Consider the following 20,041-nt stretch of genomic DNA (forward strand, 5'->3'; position numbering starts at 1 on the left):
CCCTAGCGTCGGACGATTGACCTCAAGAGCCTCAATGCTACCGACAGTGAGGCCATGTCATCGGCCTCGAGGGCATTGACCTCGTCAAACATGGACTTCGCCCGGTCCAGTTGCTCGGCGTTTTGGCTTTCCCATGCCGCGAGCCGTTCCTCCGCGGGAGCCCCGGCCGGGGTGCTCTCCAGGACCGCCGTCGTCATGTCCGAGACGGTGGAGTAGAGGTCATCGCGCAGGGCCGCACGGGCCAGGGCCTGCCAGCGGTCCTCCCGCGGCAGCTTGGTGATGCGTTCCAGCAGCGAATCCACGTGGAAGCGGTTGAAGACCGTGTAGTACACGTGGGCGATCTCTGCCACCGGTTCCGGGCTGACATGGACGATCTTGGCGATGTCCAGGAGCACGAAGCTTTCGAACAGCTCCGCCCAGCGGTGCGCCAGGTCCTCGGGGAGGTCCCAGCTGCGCGCCTTCTGCAGCCACCCGGCCACGCGGTCACGGTCTTCGCCGCGCAGGTAGTCCAGCAGCCGGGCCCGCATGGGGTCCATCAGCGGCTTGAATTCGGCCACGACGTCGGCGATGGGCCGGGACGCAGAGCCCTGGCCGAGGAGCCAGCGGACGGCGCGGTCCAGGAGCCGCCGGATGTCCAGGTGGACGGTGCTCCAGTGTTCGGTCGGGAACGACGCCGGCAGCTCGTTGAGCTCCGCGATCATGATGTCGAGTTCGTAGACTTCGCGGAGGGCCACGAACGCCTTGGCGACAGCCGCTTCCGTGGCCGACGTCTCCTCGATGGCACGGAACGCGAACGTGATGCCGCCGAGGTTAATCATGTCGTTGGCGACAACGGTCGCGATGATTTCGCGGCGCAGCGGGTGGGTGTCGAGTTCGGCGTCGAACCTCTCCCGCAGCTGCTGCGGGAAGTACTTCCGGAGAGTGGTGCGGAACCACGGGTCGTCGGCCAGGTCACTCTCGCGCAGCGCCGTGGCGAGTTCGATCTTGGCGTAGGCGGCCAGGACCGACAGTTCCGGGGATGTCAGGCCCTGGCCCTGTTCCAGCCGCTCGCGCAGTGTGGCCGTGGTGGGCAGCGCCTCGAGGTCACGCTTGAGGTCCGCCGACTTCTCCAGCCAGTCCATGAGCCGTTCATAGCTGGGGCTCCACTCCGAGACCCGCATCCGGTCGTTGAGCAGCAGGATGTTCTGGTCGATGTTGTCCTCGAGCACCAGCCGGCCGACCTCGTCGGTCATCGAGGCCAGGAACGGGGCCCGCTCGGAGCGGTCCAGCTTGCCGGCCGCGACCATCCGGTCCACGAAGATCTTGATGTTGACCTCGTGGTCGGAGCAGTCGACACCGGCCGAGTTGTCGATCGCGTCGGTATTGAGGATGACGCCCTGCAGGGCTGCCTCGATCCGTCCGCGCTGGGTCATCCCCAGGTTGCCGCCTTCGCCGACCACCTTGACCCGCAGGTCGCGGCCGTCGACACGGATGGAGTCGTTGGCTTTGTCGCCGACCTCGGCGTTGGTTTCCGTGCTCGCCTTGACGTAGGTGCCGATGCCGCCGTTGTAGAGCAGGTCCGCCGGGGCCAGGAGGATCGCCCGGAGCAGCTCCGGCGGGCTGAGCTCCGTGGTGCCGTCCGGGAGCCCGAGGGCCGAGCGGACCTGGGCGGACACGGGGATGACCTTGGCCTGCCGGGCAAAGACGCCGCCGCCTTCGCTGATGAGGTCCTTGTTGTAGTCGTCCCAGGAGGACCGGGGCAGCTCGAAGAGCCGCTGGCGCTCGGCGTAGGACGTTGCCTCGTCCGGGGCCGGATCCAGGAAGATGTGCCGGTGGTCGAACGCGGCCAGCAGGCGGATGTGCTTGGAGAGCAGCATGCCGTTGCCGAACACGTCCCCGGACATGTCGCCGACGCCCACCACGGTGAAGGGCTCCGACTGGGTGTCGAGATCCAGCTCGCTGAAGTGCCGCTTGACCGATTCCCAGGCGCCCCGGGCGGTGATGCCCATGGCTTTGTGGTCGTAGCCGACCGAGCCGCCGGAGGCGAAGGCGTCGCCGAGCCAGAAGCCGTATTCGGCGGCCAGCCCGTTCGCGATGTCGGAGAAGGAGGCCGTGCCCTTGTCGGCCGCGACGACGAGGTAGGAGTCGTCGTCGTCATGGCGGACGACGTCGGCCGGCGGCCTGACGGTCTCGCCCTCGGGCGTCACGATGAGGTTGTCGGTGATGTCCAGGAGGCCGCGGATGAACGTCTTGTAGCTTTCGATGCCTTCGGCCATCCAGGCGCTGCGGTCGCTCGCCGGGTCCGGGAGCTGCTTGGCGTAGAACCCGCCCTTGGCGCCGGTGGGGACGATGACGGCGTTCTTGACCGTCTGCGCCTTCACGAGCCCCAGGATTTCGGTGCGGAAGTCTTCGCGCCGGTCCGACCAGCGCAGTCCGCCGCGGGCCACCTTGCCAAAGCGCAGGTGCACGCCTTCAACCCGGGGCGAGTAGACCCAGATCTCGAACATCGGCCGCGGGAACGGCAGGCCCTCGATGGCGGCCGGGCTGAGCTTGAAGCTGACGTGGGTCTTGTTCTGGAAGAAGTTGGTCCGCAGCGTGGCCCGGATCAGGTTGGCGAATGTGCGCAGGACGCGGTCGGCGTCGAGCGTGGCGACGTTTTCGATGGCGGCGTCCAGTTTGGCGCTGACTTCCTGCTGCATGAGCTCGCGTTCGGCGTCGCCCAGCGCCGGGTCGAAGCGTGCGGCGAACAGTCCGGTCAGGGCGCGGGTCACGTCCGGGTTGCCCAGCAGGGTGTCGGAGATGAACCCGAAGGAATTGGTGTTGCCCATTTGCCGCATGTACTTGGCGTAGGCGCGCAGCACCACCACCTGGCGCCAGTGCATGCCCTCCCGGAGCACCAGCCGGTCGAAGCTGTCGGACTCCACGGCACCGGTGACGGCGGCGCCGAACGACTCGGCGAGCAGCCGGCCGGTGGCCTGCGGGTCCACGCCGGCGGGGTACTTCAGGCCAAGATCGTAAAGGAAGAAGTCCCGGTGGTCCGCCGTCTCGATCTCGAACGGGCGTTCGTCGAGGACCTCCAGGCCGAGGTTGTGGAAGTACGGCAGGATCTGGCTCAGGCTCTTCGGCTCCAGCATGTAGAGCTTGACGCGGGCGTCCTCCTCAAGGGTGGCTCCGGCGCCTTCCGGCAGGTACACGTGCACCCCGGGCTGCTCCTTGCCGGCTTCGCCGGCCCGTTCGGCCGCCGCACCGTACTTCTCGAAGCGGTTGATGTCCTCCAGGGCGTCTTCGATTTCGTAGTCCACCCGGTAGCCGGCCGGGAAGGCTTCAGCCCAGACGGCGGCCAGCTCCATGGCGCCGTCCGCCCTGGCACCGGCGCCTTCGGCCTCGGCCCGGGCGCGCAGGGTCTCGGAAATGCCTTCGCCCCAGGAGCGGGCGGCCCGGACCAGGCGCTTCTCCAGCTCGTCGCTGTTGACATTGCTGACGTCAGCGTCCTTGGGCAGCCGGATACGGAAGAAGAGCCGGGCCAGCGCGGACTCCGTCATGCGTGCCTCGTAGTCGATGGACACGGCGTTGAAGGTCTCCCGCAGTTCCTGCTCGATGCGCAGGCGCACGTTGGTGGTGTAGCGGTCGCGCGGCAGGTAGACGACGGCGGACATGAACCGGCCGTAGATGTCCGGCCGGAGGAACAGCCGCGTGCGGCGGCGTTCCTGCAGCCGCTGGATACCGGTCGCGATCGCTGCCAGGTCCGGGATTTCGATCTGGAAAAGCTCGTCGCGCGGGTACGTCTCGAGGATGCCCAGCAGGTCCTTGCCGGAGTGCGAGTCCGGTGGGAAGCCGGCGTCGTCGAGCACGGCGGCGACCTTTTCACGGACTACGGGGATGTCCCGGACGGAGCCGGCGTAGGCGGTGGTGGCGAAGAGCCCGATGAAGCGGCGTTCGCCGTTGACGTTTCCGGCGGCGTCGAAGCTCTTGACGCCGATGTAGTCCAGGTACGCCGAGCGGTGCACGGTGGAGCGCGAGTTGGCCTTCGTGATCACGAGTGCGCGCTTCTCGCGCGCCTTCTTCCGGCCGGCCTCGGTGAGGTGCTGGACCTGGCGGGCGTCCGCTCCGGCGCGGAGCAGGCCAAGACCGCTTTCCTCGCGCAGCTCCAGCACGTCCTCGCCGGATTCGTTCACGAGGTCGTATTCGCGGTAGCCCAGGAACGTGAAGTTGCCGTCGTCGAGCCAGCGGAGCAGGTCCTGCGCCTGCCGGAGCTCGGCGATCTGGGCACGGTTGGCCACGCGGTCCAGGTCCGCGGCAATTTCCAGGGCCTTGGTGCGCATCTTGGGCCAGTCTTCGACCGCGGCGCGTACGTCGCCGAGCACCCGGGAAATGCCCTTCACGAGTTCGGCGCGCTTCTGTTCGCCGACGAGGTCGATTTCGACGGCGATCCAGGACTCCATGTGCGAGGCGTTGTCGCCCTGGGCGATCAGGTGGGAGAGGTTTGGCATCGCTGCCGTGTCGCCGCTGGAGATGCCCAGATGGGCGGGGACGCGCGCGACCTTGACGAGGTCGCCTGTTTCGCGGTTCCGGGTGACGACGAAGAGCGGGTGCATGACCAGGTGGATGGGAGCGTTCTGGCGGACCAGTTCACCGTTGACGGAGTCGACGAGGAAGGGCATGTCGTCGGTGACGATGTAGAGGACGCTGCAGTCGGCTTCATCGCGGACTTCGATGTTCGCGACACCCGGCAGCCGCGTGCCCGCGATCTGCCGGTGCGCCTCAGCCCTCGCCGTCAGGATTTCCTGCGGGTAGGCCGCGAAGTCCTCCTCTGCGAGGTGCTCGTAGTAATCCCCGAGGTAGCCCTCGCTGGTACCGATCGAAACGGGTTGATCCTCCACGCTGGACCCAGACGACATCGAAACGCCTCCATTAAAGAAGTTCACAGCCGCCTCATTGCGGCCCTTACGATGACCCTAGCTCTTTGCCCGACGCTCTGCTGTGGAAGTAAAGACAAAGGATTTCTTCTTTTGCTGGGCAGGTGCACAAACGAGTTTGGCGATCGAGCGCCGCAACTCGGATTCCGGGGCGGATTCGAGCAGAAGCGCCCCGGAAAGCAGGGCGGCGTCACTCGCCGCGGGGTCCGACGGCAGGAACGCCGACAGCGGCGCGGCCGGCCCAAACCGCTCCCACGCGGCCCGGAGCTGCCGCTCCGGCGAGCGCCCCACGGCGGCGGCCCTGACCTTGTTCAGGACCACCCGGGGCGCGGCCTGCGGGACGGCCGCCTGAAGCTCGGCCAGGCCGCGGACCAGCCTCGGGACCCCGACGGCGTCGGCCGCTCCGACCGCGAAGACGGTGTCCGCGAGTTCCAGGCTCCGCAGGGTCGCCGCGTTCCGGCGCGGCGCGCCCGCGTCGAAGTTGAGCTCTTCATCGGCTTCCAGGCAGAACCCGGTGTCCACCACGGTGACGTCCGCGATTTCGCGGGCCCGCCCCAGCACCCGGGTGAGTGCAGCCGCCCGCAGTTCCGTCCACCGGTCCGCCCGCGTGATCCCGGTGAGCACGCGAAAGGTCCCCGCCGTGGTCGCCACCGGGGTCGCGATCCTGCGCAGGGCCTCGGCATCGAGCAGTCCCTGGTCGGCCAAGCGGCAGGCCTGGGCAAGCCCGGCAGCCTCGTCCAGCAGCCCCAGCAGCGCCGCCACACTGGCTCCGTAGCTGTCGGCGTCGACCAACAGCACGGACTGTCCTTCGACGGCCAGCTCTCCGGCGATGTTGGCAGCAACCAGGGTGCGGCCCGGCGCTCCGGCCGGACCCCAGACCGCAATGATGAGGCCCCGTCCGTCGGGCCCCGGGGTGCCGTCAGCGCCGTTCCCGGCGGTCCTGGCCGGGCTTACAGCGCCTGTGCCCGCTCCGGCAGCGCCGTTCCCTCCAGGCGGCAGGCCGCCGCCGCCGCTATTCCCGCCCGTCTGGGCCACCGCTGCGGCAATGCTCGCCGCAAGGGCGGCGGCCTCGATCTCCCGCGCTTCTGCGGCCGCGCCGATGGCCCGCAGCCGGGCGGCTTCTGCGGGATCGTCGGTCAGGGCAATGACCACGACGCCGACCGCGGACAATCGATCCACGAGTGAGGCCGTCAGCTCTTCGCTGCCGGCCGAAACGACGGCGGCCCGGGCCAGCCCGCTCTGGCAGGCCGCCAGCAGTTCGGCAAGTTCGCCGCATCGCCTGACCACCGAGACGGGGCCGTGAAGCCGTTCCAGGCTGCCCACAAGATCGTCCCGGGAATCCCCCACCGTCACCACGGGGATGCTCATCTCGCGTCACCGCCCGGGTTCCAGACGACCGCGATCTTTGCCTTGTTGGCTTGCGCGCCCAGCAGTTTAGGCATCTGGGCGTCCGGGACGAGCACCATGACCACCGTGGAACGGGACGCCCCCAGCGCGGTGCTCGCGGGGGTGATCTCGGCAATTTCGGCGCCGGACAGGAGCAGGGTGGGCTCACTGAAGCCGTTCCGGGTGTCCGGTAGGGCCACCCAGATATCCACCCGGGATCCGGCCGCAGCCTGGGCGGGCAGGTTCTCTTCGACCGTCACGGCAACCGGCTTGCGGTCCAGCCCGTCGGGCTGCCCGACGCTTTCGCGCGGCAGCAACTGGTCCTTGCCGATCCTTTGGACTGCTACGAGCCCGGCCTCCATCCCGGACGCCGGGGTCAGGTAGTACTGCTCGACCTCGCCGAGGCGCACCTTGACCCTGTGCAGCTTTTCCGCAGTGAGTGACTCGCCGACCGCAATCGGCTCGCGCGCCGCATAGGCTTCGGTGGTCTGGTCCGCGGCGCCGACCAGGGCGACGACGCCCGCCACCGACGCCAGCACCAGCAGGATCCCGATCAGGAGCCGGGGGTCTTTCCACGACGGCTTCTTCAAACGGGCCCCGCCGGCTGCCGCGCCTACACTCATGCGTCCGCTCCCCCTGTCGTTCGCCATCCGTCCCGGGGATGCCGCGCACACCTATTGTTGCGCCCCCGCGGTCGGGGCGGAAGATGCACGGACAAACACACGCAATCTGTGGATAACGGCTTCAGCCGGCACCAACGGTGGCAAAATGAACACATGCCCCGATTCCTGACCCTCGCAGACGTAGCCGAACAGCTCCAGATCAACTCCCCGGCTGCCTACGCACTCGTTCGCAGCGGCGAGCTCAAGGCGATTCAAGTGGGCGGCCGCGGCCAGTGGCGGGTCGAGGAGAAGATGCTCGAGGAGTACATCCAGCAACGCTACGCCGAGGCCAGCCGCATGATCGAAGAGGCCAAGTCGAAGGCGGCCGGGAGCTGACCCGAGGCCCGGCTAGCCTGCCGGGCTAGCCGACCTGATGGCAGCCAGGGCGCCGAAGGGAATTGTCACCGTCGGCCGTCCGGCGGCCGGACGCCGGCTGTCGTCGTCACGGGCCACGGCCAGGTCGAGGAAGTCCCGGCCGACCGTTTCGATGACGCCGCGCTGCCCAGTGTCGTCCGGGCGGCGCGCGAGGACGACTGTCACGCGGGCCCGGTTCCGGGCCAGCCCGCGGAGGGCGCTGCCCAGGCCCAGCCGCTGACGTACTCTGGACGGTTCCGGGACGGCCAGCCGCGAAAGCCCTGCATACTGCACGGCAGCGGCATAGGGAATGAGCACCTGGTGCGCCGGCTCATCGACCACCAGCGCCTCGCTGCCTACGTGGCTCAGCACGCCTTCGATTGCGGCTCCCGCGGCCAGGTGGACACGGATGCTCCGCCCCAAGGAGCCGCGGAGCCGGTCCGCAAGCTCCACGCCCGCCGAATCCACCAACGCGCGCTCCGCTATCTCGGCCTCAAGATCGAGCTGATGGCGCGCGGCCAGCTGTGCCTCCATGTCTTCGAACAGGGCATCCCAGCGCATGGCGCCAGCGTAGGCGGACCGCCCGCACCGGTCAATCAGCGGGCGCCCGACTATCCACAGGCAGCCGTCCACTCTGGACAAAGACGCTAGAAGCGGTTCAGACTGCATTAAAAGATGTCAAACACTATCAAACGGCATCAAACTTGCTTGGGGTGAATGGAGGCAGTGCTCATGGAACCGACAGCTGCAGGACATCCCCGGCCCGGGACCGGAGCCCGGGAAACGGTCCGGGCAGACTCGACCATGGCAGCCACAATCCTGCTGCTGGGCGTATTCCTCGCTGCGACGGGAGGCGCCCTCGTCGAGCGCTGGCACCTGGCCTCCGCCCGCCGGCAGTCGTTGTCCTTCGAGGACCAGTTGGGGATCGTGGCAAACACGGCCGGGCTGATCGTCATCACCTGGTGGATCATGTCCCTCGTCATCGCCATTGCTGCGGCGCTGCTCGCGCGCTGCGGCAAGACCCGTGCGGCGGCCGCCACGGGAAAATTCAGTCCGGCCTTCATGCGGCGGCTGGTGCTCGCCGCCGTCGGCCTCCAATTGATGACTGCGCCGCTGGCCGACGCCGCCACCCCGCACGCCGCCACCGGGCCGGGGCAGCCCGCACCGGCAGCAGTGGCTGCGCCGGTGCCGGCGGAGGCGGCTGCGCCCATGGCCGTGCAGGTGTCCGAAATACCTGCGCCGACCCCGCCGCCCCGCGGTCCGTCCGCCCGGCCCGCCGTGGATCCGCGGTGGAGGCCGCTGCCGCCGACCGTGGATGCGGGTCCCCTGGCCGCGCGGCACATGCGCACCCAGGACATCCCCGGCGCCGGCCGCGAGGTCACCGTCCGGCCCGGTGATTCGCTGTGGAGTATCGCGGCGACGGTGCTGGGCCCGCTCGCCTCGGACGCCGATATCGCCAGGGAGTGGCCCCGGCTCTACGCGACGAACCGCGGGGTGATCGGGGACAATCCGCATCTCCTGCGGCCGGGGTTGCTCCTCACCCTCCCGCCGGACACCTGAGGAGCCCTGGCCACGCCCGCGCTGCCACAGCACCGCAGATCAGCACACCCCGTCAGCACCAGCCGCAAGGTCATTCACGATCAGTCACCAGCAAAGGAACCGTCATGAAGGCAGTCACCGGGGTCCGCGCAGCCGCGGCGACCCCCGTCCCGCCGGCCCCGGACCTCAGGGTCGTGTCCGGCACGGCAGCACCGGCCGCACGCCGGGCGGCGGGCCCTCCGCCCCTGCGCGTGGTGGACGAGGCCCGCGAAATCTGCGCGATTTCGCGCAGCACGGTGCAGGCGGCCATCGAGGTTCTGGCCGGGACGCGGCCCGCCCATCAGCTGTCCCGCCGGCTGGACCCGCGGTGCCTGGCGGCCCTGGAGCACCGCGCCGCACTGACCCGGCGGGTTGCCTCGGGCAGTTCACCCACGGCAGGCCGGCTGCACCGCAATCCGTCGGTCCGGTCCGTCCGGGCGTGCCGCGTATCGGATGACGTCTACGAGGCCAGCGCGGTGGTGGTCGAAGAGTCCAGGGTGCGGGCTGTCGCGTTGCGGCTGGAGCGCGGCACTGCAGCGTGGCGCGTGACCGTCCTGGAGATCGGCTGACCGGCCCCGCCCGCGCCGGGCACAGCAACCGGCGGGAACCGTCACGGTGAAGCAGTCCCGCCGTCACGACGGCGCGTACAGGACGGCGCGTTTGTGGACGGCGCGTACAGGACGGCGCGTTTGAGGAAAGGAGGTCCAACAACAGGAGGACCGGAACACATGTTCCGGTCCTCCTGTTGTTGTCTGGCAGCCTAGCGGCGCTTCTTCTTCGCCGTACGGCGGCCGATGTCCTGCGCCGCAGCCTTGGCCGGGTTCCCGGAGCGTCCGGCGTTCTTCGCCTCGATCCGGGTCTGGGCGGCGCCGTCTTCACCGGGGGCCGTGTACTGCAGCTGGGCGGGCTTCTCCGGGGCCTCCAGCCCGGCGGCGTGGATCTGCGGCTCGTGGTGCTCCGTGTGCTGGCCCGCGGCGTCCGCGACCACAACGTCCTCGGCCGGCGTCACCTCAACTTCGAGGTTGAACAGGAAGCCGACGCTTTCCTCGCGGATGGCCTCCATCATGGCCTGGAACATGAGGAAGCCTTCTCGCTGGTATTCCACCAGGGGGTCGCGCTGGGCCATGGCGCGCAGCCCGATGCCTTCCTTGAGGTAGTCCATCTCGTAGAGGTGTTCCTGCCACTTCCGTCCGATGACGGACAAGACCACCCGGCGCTCGAGTTCGCGCATGCTTTCGGAGCCGATTGCCTGCTCGCGTGCCTGGTAGACCAGCCGGGCATCGGAGAGGATCTCTTCCCGGAGGAACTCGACCGTGATGCGGGACTTTCCGCCCGCCTCGTCAATGACGTCGCGCGGGGTGAAGCTGACCGGGTACAGGGTCTTGAGGTTGGTCCACAGGAGGTTGAAGTCCCAGTCATCGCCGGTGCCCTCGGCCGTGGCCTCGTTGATGAAGGCGTTGATGGTGTCTTCCAGGAAGTACTGGACCTTCTCGTGGAGGTCATCGCCTTCAAGGATGCGGCGCCGGTCGCCGTAGATGGCCTCGCGCTGGCGGTTCAGGACGTCGTCGTATTTCAGCACGTTTTTGCGCTGTTCGGCGTTGCGGCCTTCCACCTGGCCTTGCGCGGAGGCGATGGCGCGCGAGACGAGCTTGGACTCGAGCGCGACGTCGTCCGGGACCGAGCTGTTCATGAGCCGCTCGGCCGCGCCGGAGTTGAACAGGCGCATCAGGTCATCGGTCAGGGACAGGTAGAACCGGGACTCGCCCGGGTCGCCCTGGCGTCCGGACCGGCCGCGGAGCTGGTTGTCGATGCGGCGCGACTCGTGCCGTTCGGTGCCGAGCACATAGAGCCCGCCCAGGTTGAGGACTTCCTCGTGTTCGTCCTTGACGGCCTGCTTGGCCGACTCCATGGCCTCGGGCCAGGCGGCCTCGTATTCCTCGGAGTTTTCCTCCGGGTCCAGTCCCCGCTTGGCGAGTTCGGCGACGGCGGTGAACTCGGCGTTGCCGCCGAGCATGATGTCGGTACCGCGGCCTGCCATGTTGGTCGCGACCGTGACGGCACCCTTGCGGCCCGCCTGGGCGACGATCGAAGCTTCCCGGGCATGGTTCTTGGCGTTCAGGACCTCGTGCCGGATGCCTTCCTTGGCCAGGAGGCGCGAGAGGTATTCGCTCTTCTCGACACTCGTGGTGCCGACCAGCACCGGCTGGCCTTTTTCGTGGCGTTCGGCGATGTCCCGGACCACGGCGTCGAACTTGACGGTCTCGTTCTTGTAGACGAGGTCTGCCTGGTCGATGCGCTGCATGTCGCGGTTGGTGGGAATCGCCACGACACCGAGCTTGTAGGTGCTCATGAATTCGGCGGCCTCGGTCTCGGCCGTACCGGTCATGCCCGCAAGCTTGTCGTACATGCGGAAGTAGTTCTGCAGCGTGACCGTGGCAAGCGTCTGGTTTTCGGCCTTGATCTCGACGCCTTCCTTGGCTTCGATGGCCTGGTGCATGCCCTCGTTGTAGCGGCGGCCGGCCAGGATGCGGCCGGTGTGCTCATCGACGATCAGCACCTCGCCGTCCAGGATGACGTAGTCCTTGTCCCGCTTGAATAGTTCCTTGGCCTTGATCGCGTTGTTCAGGAAGCCGATCAGCGGCGTGTTGGCGGACTCGTACAGGTTGTGGATACCGAGGTAATCCTCGATCTTTTCAATGCCGGACTCGAGGACGCCGACCGTGCGCTTCTTCTCGTCAACCTCGTAGTCAATCTCGGGCTGCAGGCGGGTGACGACCTTGGCGAATTCGCTGTACCAGCGGTTGGTGTCGCCCTGGGCCGGCCCGGAGATGATCAGCGGGGTGCGGGCCTCGTCGATCAGGATCGAGTCCACTTCATCGACGATGGCGAAGTGGTGGCCGCGCTGGACGAGTTCCGAGCTGTCCCACGCCATGTTGTCGCGCAGGTAGTCGAAGCCGAATTCGTTGTTCGTGCCGTAGGTAATGTCCGCGGCGTACTGCTCTCGGCGCAGCGCCGGGTCCTGGTTGGACAGGATGCAGCCGCTGCTCAGCCCAAGGAAGCGGTACACCCGGCCCATGAGGTCGGACTGGTATTCGGCCAGGTAGTCGTTCACCGTGACGACGTGGACGCCCTTGCCGGTGAGGGCGTTGAGGTAGGCCGGAGCAGTGGCCACCAGGGTCTTGCCTTCACCGGTCTTCATCTCGGCGATGTTGCCCAGGTGCAGGGCGGCGCCGCCCATGAGCTGGACGTCGAAGTGGCGCATGCCGAGGGTGCGGGAGGACGCTTCGCGGACGGCGGCGAAGGCCTCGGGCAGCAGGTCGTCCAGTTTCTCGCCGTCCTGGTGGCGGGCGCGCAGACGGTCGGTTTCTTCGCGGAGTTCAGCGTCCGTGAAAGTTTGGAAGGAGCTCTCCAGGGCATTGATGGAATCGGCATAGTTCCGCAGTTGCCGCAGGGTTTTTTTGTCCCCCGTGCGGAGAAGTTTTTCGATAAGTGATGCCACGTGAAGTTGCTCCCAGTCTCAAGCTGCCGAATTCTGGCGTGTTTAGTCTACGGGAGAGATCCAGGGCCGACGGCGCCTGTTCCCTCATAGCGGATACTGCCGGCGGCCGGGCATGTTTGCGGCGTGTTCCTGGCGGTCCTCGACGGCTGCGGCGAGCGCCGGTGCAAGGTCTCCGGCCGGGGAGACGAGCACCCCGGCCAGGCCGAGCCACCGGGCCATGAGCCCCAGTTCCGCGGCGAGTTCGACGGCGGTGTCCGCCGGCGCGCCGGGCTCGGCATGGGCGGTCCGTACCAGGAGCCGGCCGCCGGCCCGGTCGGCTTTCAGGTCCACCCGGGCGACGATGGCGTCGCGCAGCAGGAATGGCAGGACGTAGTAGCCGTACCGCCGTTTCGGCTCAGGCGTGTAGATCTCGATCCGGTAGTGGAATCCGAACAGTTCCTCCAGCCGGCGGCGTTCGAACACCAGGGAGTCAAACGGGCTCAGGAGTGCCCGCCCGGTGGCTGCGCGGGGAAGTTTGGCTTCGGCATGGCGGTACAGGGGCCGGTCCCAGCCGGCCACCGTGACCGGCTGTAGCCGGCCGGCGTCTACGAGGTTCCGCACGGCGAGCGCGGCGGCTTTCTGGGGCGTGCGGAAGTAGTCGGCGAAACACCGCACGGTCCCGATACCGTGCGCCCGGGCCGCGGCGTCGATTAGCCGGTCCAAGGCGGCGGACGGGTCGGTGTTCCGATCCTCCGGTTCCCCGCCGGGTCCCGGCAGGACCCTCGCGGTGAGGGTGTAGCGCCGTTCGAAGGATTCGGTCCGCGAGGAGGCTGAGACCAGGCCCTCCTCGAACAGGTGCTCCAGGACCCGCTTGACGGCATTCCAGTTCCAGCCCCAGTTGTCCCGCTGGCGGTCTTCGACATGGCCGAGCCGGGCCGTCAGTTCGGCGGCGGTCATGGGCTTGCCGGCCGCCAGGGTGTCCAGCACCCGGACCGCCACCCCGTTGCGCAGCTCGGGGTCCATGGCGTGTGCGCCCACCCATTTGCGGTTCTGCCACTGCACGAGATCGTGGAAGTGCTCGGGCCGGATAAAACAGGCCTCGTGCGCCCAGTACTCCATCATCCGGCGCGGATGGGACCCTGCCATCCGCTGCAGGATGGTGCGGTCGTAGTTGCCCAGCCGGGAGAAGAACGGCAGGAAGTGGCTGCGGGAAACCACATTGACGGAGTCGATTTGAACCAGGTGGAGCCGGGCAAAGGTACGGCCCACCGCCCGTGCACTCACGGGGCCGGCGGGCCGTTCCTTGTCCAATCCCTGGGCTGCCAATGCGATCCGCCGTGCCTGTGCCAGGCTCAGCGATGCTTGCACGTCAGTCCCTTCGTCGAAAAAGTCTGCTCCAGCTTATGCGCTGGCGGGCTCATCCTCCGAACGGTAGGCCAGAATCTTTTCTTCCAGGCTCGAGTGTCCGGGCTCGCAGGTCTGGTCCAGGGAGATGACGCCGTAGGTCCAGCCGTCGCGGCGGTAGACAACCGAGGGGGCCTTGGTCTCCTTGTCCACGAAAAGGTAGAAGTCGTGGCCCACCAGTTCCATGTTGTCGACGGCGTCGTCGAGCGTGAGCTGCGCTGCGGGGAACACCTTGCGGCGGATCAGCACCGGGGAGTCTCCGGCCGGAATATCGTTCTCGACGTCGTACGGCGACTTTTCCGCGGCCGGTGCCGCGGCTTCCTGCTGGTTTGCCGCCTCCACGTAGAGGGGTTCGCTGGGGCTGGCCGGTTCCAGGGTTGCCGTCGCCTCGGTGACGGACTTGGGGGTGTGCCGGCCATGATGGACCTTCCTGCGGTCCCTGGCCCTGCGCAGGCGTTCAAGAAGCTTGTTGTAAGCGAGATCGAAGGCAGCGAACTTGTCGGCGGCACTCGCTTCTGCGCGGATGACGGGGCCGCGTCCGAGGACTGTCAACTCAACCGTGAGCGATTCGGCGGTCTGGCGGGCTTTAGTCTCCTTGGTGACCTTTGCGTCCACCCTCTGGACCTTGTCTCCCAACGAGGCGATCTTTGAGATCTTGTCGTCGGCATACTCGCGGAACCGGTCTGAGACCGTCAAGTTGCGTCCGCTGATCATGAACTCCATGGTGCCCTCCAAATGACTTCGGTGACACGACGGCGGCACTTCCCGGGGCCGATCTGACTGACAGTCGAGCCCCTTTCCGAGCCGCTATCGACAGGTACATCTGTTCTTGGTACCCATCTTCGACGTTAGTTCATAGCAACCTGTTATTCATCTTTTTTCGGTTTATTTTTTTACTCGCCGCCCTTTCTCCCCCGCCATCGCGGGGCTGGGGGCGCCGGCGTCGGAGATGGCCGGCGGGCGTGTCGCGGCCACCACGACGGCGCCGCAGACGACGGCCCCTGCTGCCCGCAGCGCACGGGCCGCCTCGGCCAGGGTGGCACCGGTCGTCAGGACGTCATCGACGATGATGCAGGTCCGGCCGGTGACCCCCGGCGGGCGCGGGCGGGCCCTGACCCGCATGGATCCGCGCACCCGCCGGGCGCGGTCGCCCCGGCCCAGTCCTTTTTGTCCGCTGGACGCGGCCAGCCCCTCCAACCGGTCCAGCGCCCCCAGCCTCCCGGCCGGCCCCGCACGGGCAGCGGCGTCTTGCGCAGCGCGTCCGCGACCACGAAGCCGGGGATGTCGCGGCCGCGAACGAGCCGGCGGAGCAGGAGGTGGACGGGGCTGAAGCCCCTCTTGCGGAAGGCCGCGGCGCTGGTAGGCACGGGCACCAGGACGAGCCCCTGCCCGGGCCCCGGCAGGGCGGCGCGGAGGGCCCTGGCCAGGGCGCGCGACAGTTCACCGGCCAGCCGCGGCTGGCCGTGGGTCTTGAAGGACAGCAGGCACTGCGCCAGTTCGGCCCGGTAGGCCCCCGCCGCGACGACGGGAAGCAGCACGGAGCCGTCCGCGTCCATCAGGGAAGGCGCCTGGGCCTCGGCCCGGAACGGCCTCAGTGTCAGCAGCCGGAGCTGCCGGGCGCAGGCAGCGCAGAGCGCGGAGTCCTCGGCGCCGCAGCAGACGCAGTCCACCGGGACGGCGAGGGCGAGCACGTCGGCGGCCGCCGCCGTCGTCCGGTCCGCCAGCCGCGCCAACGGCGTGGCATACGCGCCGCGGTGCCTGGTGCTGCTCATCCCCCAAGCCTGGACGCCCCGGTCCCCCGGCGGTAGCGCTGCCCCCGGCTATGTGGACAAGCGCTCAGCCGGGGAACGCCGGATCGACGGGACCCTTGAGCTGGGGTGACCAGCCGTTGCCCAGCCGCTGGAAGATTCCTTCGGCGGACTGGCCGTAGATTTCCGCGGCCCCGTTGCCGGCACTGAGCGCGGTCAGCCCGGGCCAGGGCGCCAGCTGCGACGGCTGGGCGGAGGTCAGGGACAACAGCTCGGGCGTGACGGCGTCGCTGGCGGAGGCCTTCATGACCGCGACGGTGGTGTCATCGACCCACACGCCGGTGTCCGGATCGCGCGGTGTCAGCAGCGTCAGGGGCGCTGTCAGGTCCCGCGGCGTGCCGTCCGTGTTCCGGATGACGCCGGTGATCTGGACTTTGCTCTTGCCGTTCTGTTCGGAAATGACGAGCGCCCGTGTGCCGTCCCGGGAAATCCGGAACTCCCTGACGGTCCGGCCGGCGAGCCATCCCGGGGTCAGGGTCACGGTGGGTACGCTGGCGTTTTCGGCCACCCCGACCGGCCGGTAGGCGACCACTTCGGTGGCGCCCGAGGCTCCCGGCCCGGCGGTCCAGACCCAGTCGTACCGGCCGAAGGAGGGCCGGGAGAGGGTGGCCCGTGTGGTCAGGGCCCGGGCGGGCTGGCCCGGGACGATGGAATACAGCGTGGTGCGGGCGGCGTTGAGGAAGGCCGCGGCCTGGGATTCGGTCGACTCCGCCGGCGAGCGCGGGGACAGGGCCGCGACGGAGCGGATGTCCGGCAACGGCGAAATCCTGTTGTTCTCGTACCGGACGAGGTCGTTGTTGCTGACGGCAATCTGGTAGCCGGGGACGCTTTCGTCGCGGATCGGAGGCAGGACCGTGCCGTTGTCCTCGACGCGCACCAGGTCCTGGTTGGCCCGGAGCTCGACGCTGATGACATCCGGCTGGCTGCGGAACGTCAGGGCCAGCTGTGTCTGCATCCGCAGCCGGTCCTCGTTGGAGGCATCCACCAGGTCTTTGGCCGTCAGGTCCACCTGCGCCGCGCCGGACACAACGGGCACGGACTCGCGCGCCAGCCTGATGCCGGACGGGAAAGCGCTGACGACGGCGCCCTTGAGGTAGGGGGCTGGTCCGCCCAGAAGGGCACTCGTCATGGCCTTGACGGTTTTCTTGCGGATGAACCAGCGAACGTCAGGCACGGCGTAGGTGAAGGTGGGGTCGTAGAAGTAGATCGGGTAGGCGCCGTAGATGACCTTGAACGTCTCTTCCGGGATCGCCGTGCCGTCCGGGAGATCCGAGATCCGCCATTCGCCGTCGACCTGGGTCACGGTGACGGGGATGTTCTCGGTGGTGCCCTCGGGCAGTTGGGTGGCAACGCCGTCGGCGTCGACCGAATAGGCGAGGTCCAGCTGGTAGTTGAAGACGTTTTCGACGCCGGTCGCCACCACCGCGGCCTTCCGGAAAACCAGGGCCCGCTGATCGGGTTTCCACGTCACCGACGAGCCCTGGGTCAGGTACTGGCGGGCGACGGCGTAGTCGTCCTCGTAGCCGCTGCCGGCCAGGTAGAAGTCTTCGATCACCGCTTCGGGGCCTGCCCCGGGGCGCGGGGCGGCGGGGAAGAAGACGGGGGCGTTCGGGTTTCCCGCGCTCTCGTCGGTGCTCTTGCCCACAGGGCCCGAGCGCGGGATCTGGGCGCACGAGGTCAGCAGCAGCAGGACTAGGGCAAGCAGGGCCGCTCCCGTCCGGATGACCTTGCCGTACTTCCTGCTCATGCCCCGCCCTCCGTGTCCGCGCCAGGCGCCTGCGGCGCACTGGTTGCCGCGGTGGCCGCCGCCGTGCCGGCCACCGCGTCCACTGTTTGGTCCGCTGGCGCGGGTGGCGGTGGATCCAGCAGCACCACGGTCTGCTGGCTTCCCGCGCCCGGCAGCCCGACGTTGACCGGTTCGAGCGGGAGGGGCGACCTGCCGATCGGCTCGTCCCGGCGCAGCGGCAGGGTCAGCCGGAAGTTGGATCCGTCGCCCTTGCTCCCCCAGGCCTGCAGCCAGCCGTTGTGGAGCTTGGTGTCTTCGGTGGCGATGGACAGGCCGAGCCCGCTGCCCCCGGTGGTGCGGGCCCGGGCCGGATCGGCGCGCCAGAAGCGGTCGAAGACGCGGGCCGCCTCCGCCGGCGTCATGCCGATGCCGTGGTCCCGAACGGCCACGGCCACGGCGGTGTCGTTCGCGGCCACGGATATGTTCACCGGCCGGCCTTCGCCGTGTTCGAGGGCATTGAGGATCAGGTTGCGCAGGATGCGGTCGATCCGGCGGTCATCCATGTCAACGATGATGCTGCCCGCCGCGGCGTTGACGGTCACGGCGGAGCCGTATTCGGCGGCGACGGGCGCCACCCCCTCGATGACGTGGGAGAGCAGCTGCACGATGTCTGTGGGTTCGGCGTCGAGGGTGGCCGCACCCGCATCGAAGCGGGAGATTTCCAGCAGGTCGGCCAGCAGTGACTGGAAGCGTTCCACCTGGTTGTAGAGCAGCTCGGCGGACCGCTTGTTGATGGGATCGAAGTCCTCGCGGGCGTCGTAAAGCACTTCGGCGGCCATGCGCACCGTGGTCAGTGGGGTGCGGAGCTCATGCGAGACGTCGGAGACGAACCGCTGCTGCATTTGCGAGAGCGTGGCCAGCTGGGTGATTTGCTCCTGAAGGCTGGCCGCCATGTGGTTGAACGACGCGCCGAGCCGTGCGACCTCGTCCTCGCCCCTGACCACCATGCGCTCCTGCAGCTGGCCGGCTGCGAGCTTCTCGGAGACTACCGCGGCGTGACTGACCGGGCTGACCACGTTGCGGGTGACGTACCAGGCGACCCCGCCGATCATCAGGACCAGCAGGGCGCCGCCGGCCAGCAGGACGTTCTGGATCTCGTCCAGCGTCTTCTGGGCCGTGTTGAGATCGTAGATGAGGTAGAGCTCGTAGACGGTGCCGTTGAAGGTCACCTTGTTGCCGACCGCGATGCCGGGCCGGTCCTCGGTCCCCACCGGGAACTGCGTTGACGCCCAGAACTGGTCCTTGCCCGAATCCTGCACGGCTTTGCGGAGTTCGGGCGGGATGACGCCGATGGTGAGCTGGTCGGAGGCCCGGGACTCCACCCAACGGTTGCGCGGCTTTGTCTGCTCCGGCATCGCCTCGAAGACGTAGCGGCGCTGGATCACGGACCCGCGGCCCTCCACGGCGTTGAGGGTGTCGTAGACCAGGGTGATGACGCTGGACTGGTCGGTGACCTGGGCGCCGTCGAACGTGTCCTGAACCTGCTTGACGTTGTAGCGGGTCTCCGATTCAGCCTGGGCGAGGCGTTCCTGGAAGAGGTTGTTGGCTATCTGGTTGGACAGATATGCGCCGACGACGGCGAACGAGCCGATTGCCAGCAGCAGCGTGGTAAGGACCGTCCGGAACTGCAGCGAGCGCCGCCACTTCCGTTGCACTTCGCGGAGCAGGTATCGGAGCCCGGGCAGGATGCTGCCCGCCCCGGTGCGGACCAGCCGGGCTACCCGGACGCCGACGATCCTGGCGCGTTTGGCCCACAACCGGGTCCGGAAAACGAAGCCCCGCGAGGGGCCAGGGCCGCCGGCATGCTGCGAGCCGTCCCCGCGGGGGCCGGGTTCGCCGGTTCCGGCGTCCGTGGACTCAGGCTCCTGCTTTATAGCCGACACCACGGACCGTCAATACAACTTCGGGGGCTTCCGGGTCGCGTTCGATCTTGGACCTCAGCCGCTGGACGTGGACGTTGACCAGCCGGGTGTCGGCGGCGTGCCGGTAGCCCCAGACCTGCTCCAGGAGCAGCTCCCGGGTGAAGACCTGCCACGGCTTGCGGGCCAGGGCAACGAGGAGGTCGAATTCGAGCGGCGTCAGGGAGATCCGGTCGTTGCCGCGGCTGACCAGGTGGCCGGCGACGTCGATCGTGACGTCGGCGATCCGCAGCGTTTCGGGCGCCTTCTGGTCACCCGGGCGGAGGCGTGCCCGGACCCGGGCGACGAGTTCAGCGGGCTTGAAGGGCTTGGGCACATAGTCATCGGCGCCCGATTCGAGGCCGCGGACGACGTCCGAGGTGTCCGCCTTCGCGGTCAGCATCACGATCGGCACGTCAGACTCGGCACGGATCTGCCGGCAGACCTCGATGCCGTCCATCCCCGGCAGCATGAGGTCGAGCAGGACGAGGTCCGGCTTGGCGGAGCGGAACACGTCCAGTGCCTGCCCGCCGTCGGCGCAAAAGACGGGCTCGAAGCCGTCGTTGCGCAGCACAATACCGATCATCTCGGCGAGCGCCTCGTCATCATCCACTACCAGAATGCGTGCCTTCATAGTTATATATTCCCCCATTGCCTTGGCTTTGTCGTATCGGGCGGCGCACCGGCATGGCGCCAACGGGCCCGCCACGGCCGCCCGGACCGGGCCGGCGGCCGGGAATGTTGTGACAATTGCCGCGTTGTCCTGCATGCTGTGGACAGGCCCCGCAAACC

General features: G+C 68.3%; 15 protein-coding genes. 3 read left to right on the plus strand and 12 right to left on the minus strand.

Annotated features, from left to right (window positions below; all coding sequences use genetic code 11):
* Window positions 1–2 precede the first annotated feature (2 nt).
* Genes CFN17_RS19035 through CFN17_RS19045 form a run of 3 tightly spaced genes read right to left on the minus strand, consistent with a single transcriptional unit; the run spans window position 3 to window position 6,904 of the window.
* Window positions 3–4,877, minus strand: a complete 4,875-nt coding sequence (locus CFN17_RS19035; protein WP_208749229.1) for an NAD-glutamate dehydrogenase — start codon at window positions 4,875–4,877, stop codon at window positions 3–5.
* Window positions 4,878–4,934: 57 nt separating this feature from the next.
* Window positions 4,935–6,263, minus strand: a complete 1,329-nt coding sequence (locus CFN17_RS19040; RefSeq protein WP_208749230.1) for a chromosome partitioning protein — start codon at window positions 6,261–6,263, stop codon at window positions 4,935–4,937.
* Window positions 6,260–6,904, minus strand: a complete 645-nt coding sequence (locus CFN17_RS19045; protein WP_208749231.1) for a hypothetical protein — start codon at window positions 6,902–6,904, stop codon at window positions 6,260–6,262. The genes CFN17_RS19040 and CFN17_RS19045 overlap by 4 nt, the downstream gene beginning before the upstream one ends.
* A 153-nt stretch (window positions 6,905–7,057) precedes the next feature.
* Here CFN17_RS19045 and CFN17_RS19050 point away from each other — a divergent pair, with 153 nt between their 5' ends.
* Window positions 7,058–7,279 carry a helix-turn-helix domain-containing protein gene (locus CFN17_RS19050; protein WP_208749232.1) on the plus strand — a complete coding sequence of 74 codons (222 nt, stop codon included), beginning with the start codon at window positions 7,058–7,060 and terminating at the stop codon, window positions 7,277–7,279.
* Window positions 7,280–7,291: 12 nt separating this feature from the next.
* On the opposite strand, the gene CFN17_RS19055 is transcribed toward CFN17_RS19050, so the two are convergent.
* Window positions 7,292–7,858, minus strand: coding sequence for a hypothetical protein (locus CFN17_RS19055; protein WP_208749233.1), 567 nt, complete (start codon window positions 7,856–7,858; stop codon window positions 7,292–7,294).
* 243 nt (window positions 7,859–8,101) lie between these two features.
* On the opposite strand from CFN17_RS19055, the gene CFN17_RS19060 reads away from it, so the two are divergent.
* Window positions 8,102–8,857, plus strand: coding sequence for a LysM peptidoglycan-binding domain-containing protein (locus CFN17_RS19060; RefSeq protein WP_208749234.1), 756 nt, complete (start codon window positions 8,102–8,104; stop codon window positions 8,855–8,857).
* A gap of 104 nt (window positions 8,858–8,961) precedes the next feature.
* Window positions 8,962–9,444 carry an Rv3235 family protein gene (locus CFN17_RS19065; protein WP_208749235.1) on the plus strand — a complete coding sequence of 161 codons (483 nt, stop codon included), beginning with the start codon at window positions 8,962–8,964 and terminating at the stop codon, window positions 9,442–9,444.
* A 191-nt stretch (window positions 9,445–9,635) separates the two neighbouring features.
* On the opposite strand, the gene secA is transcribed toward CFN17_RS19065, so the two are convergent.
* The 8 genes from secA to mtrA all read right to left on the minus strand — a co-directional run bounded on the left by secA (window position 9,636) and on the right by mtrA (window position 19,883).
* Window positions 9,636–12,374 carry a preprotein translocase subunit SecA gene (gene secA, locus CFN17_RS19070; protein WP_208749236.1) on the minus strand — a complete coding sequence of 913 codons (2,739 nt, stop codon included), beginning with the start codon at window positions 12,372–12,374 and terminating at the stop codon, window positions 9,636–9,638.
* Window positions 12,375–12,458: 84 nt separating this feature from the next.
* The gene (locus CFN17_RS19075; protein WP_208749237.1) at window positions 12,459–13,721 is read right to left on the minus strand and encodes a winged helix-turn-helix domain-containing protein; all 1,263 of its coding nucleotides are present in this window, start codon (window positions 13,719–13,721) and stop codon (window positions 12,459–12,461) included.
* A gap of 33 nt (window positions 13,722–13,754) precedes the next feature.
* A complete protein-coding gene (gene hpf / locus CFN17_RS19080; RefSeq protein ID WP_208749238.1) occupies window positions 13,755–14,480 on the minus strand; it encodes a ribosome hibernation-promoting factor, HPF/YfiA family in 726 nt (241 codons plus the stop codon).
* 162 nt (window positions 14,481–14,642) lie between these two features.
* Complete coding sequence (locus CFN17_RS20045; protein ID WP_261792282.1) at window positions 14,643–14,879, minus strand: phosphoribosyltransferase family protein; 237 nt, start codon at window positions 14,877–14,879, stop codon at window positions 14,643–14,645.
* On the minus strand, window positions 14,807–15,529 hold the full coding sequence (locus tag CFN17_RS19085) for a ComF family protein (protein WP_261792283.1): 723 nt from the start codon (window positions 15,527–15,529) through the stop codon (window positions 14,807–14,809). Before CFN17_RS19085 ends, CFN17_RS20045 begins: the two co-directional genes overlap by 73 nt.
* A gap of 64 nt (window positions 15,530–15,593) precedes the next feature.
* Window positions 15,594–17,312, minus strand: a complete 1,719-nt coding sequence (locus CFN17_RS19090; RefSeq protein ID WP_208749239.1) for an LpqB family beta-propeller domain-containing protein — start codon at window positions 17,310–17,312, stop codon at window positions 15,594–15,596.
* A complete protein-coding gene (gene mtrB / locus CFN17_RS19095; protein WP_395925676.1) occupies window positions 17,309–19,237 on the minus strand; it encodes an MtrAB system histidine kinase MtrB in 1,929 nt (642 codons plus the stop codon). The genes CFN17_RS19090 and mtrB overlap by 4 nt, the downstream gene beginning before the upstream one ends.
* On the minus strand, window positions 19,209–19,883 hold the full coding sequence (mtrA, locus tag CFN17_RS19100) for an MtrAB system response regulator MtrA (protein ID WP_208749240.1): 675 nt from the start codon (window positions 19,881–19,883) through the stop codon (window positions 19,209–19,211). Before mtrA ends, mtrB begins: the two co-directional genes overlap by 29 nt.
* Window positions 19,884–20,041 lie beyond the last annotated feature (158 nt).

It is taken from the genome of Arthrobacter sp. PM3 (genome assembly GCF_003352915.1).
Taxonomy (GTDB): Bacteria; Actinomycetota; Actinomycetes; order Actinomycetales; family Micrococcaceae; genus Arthrobacter.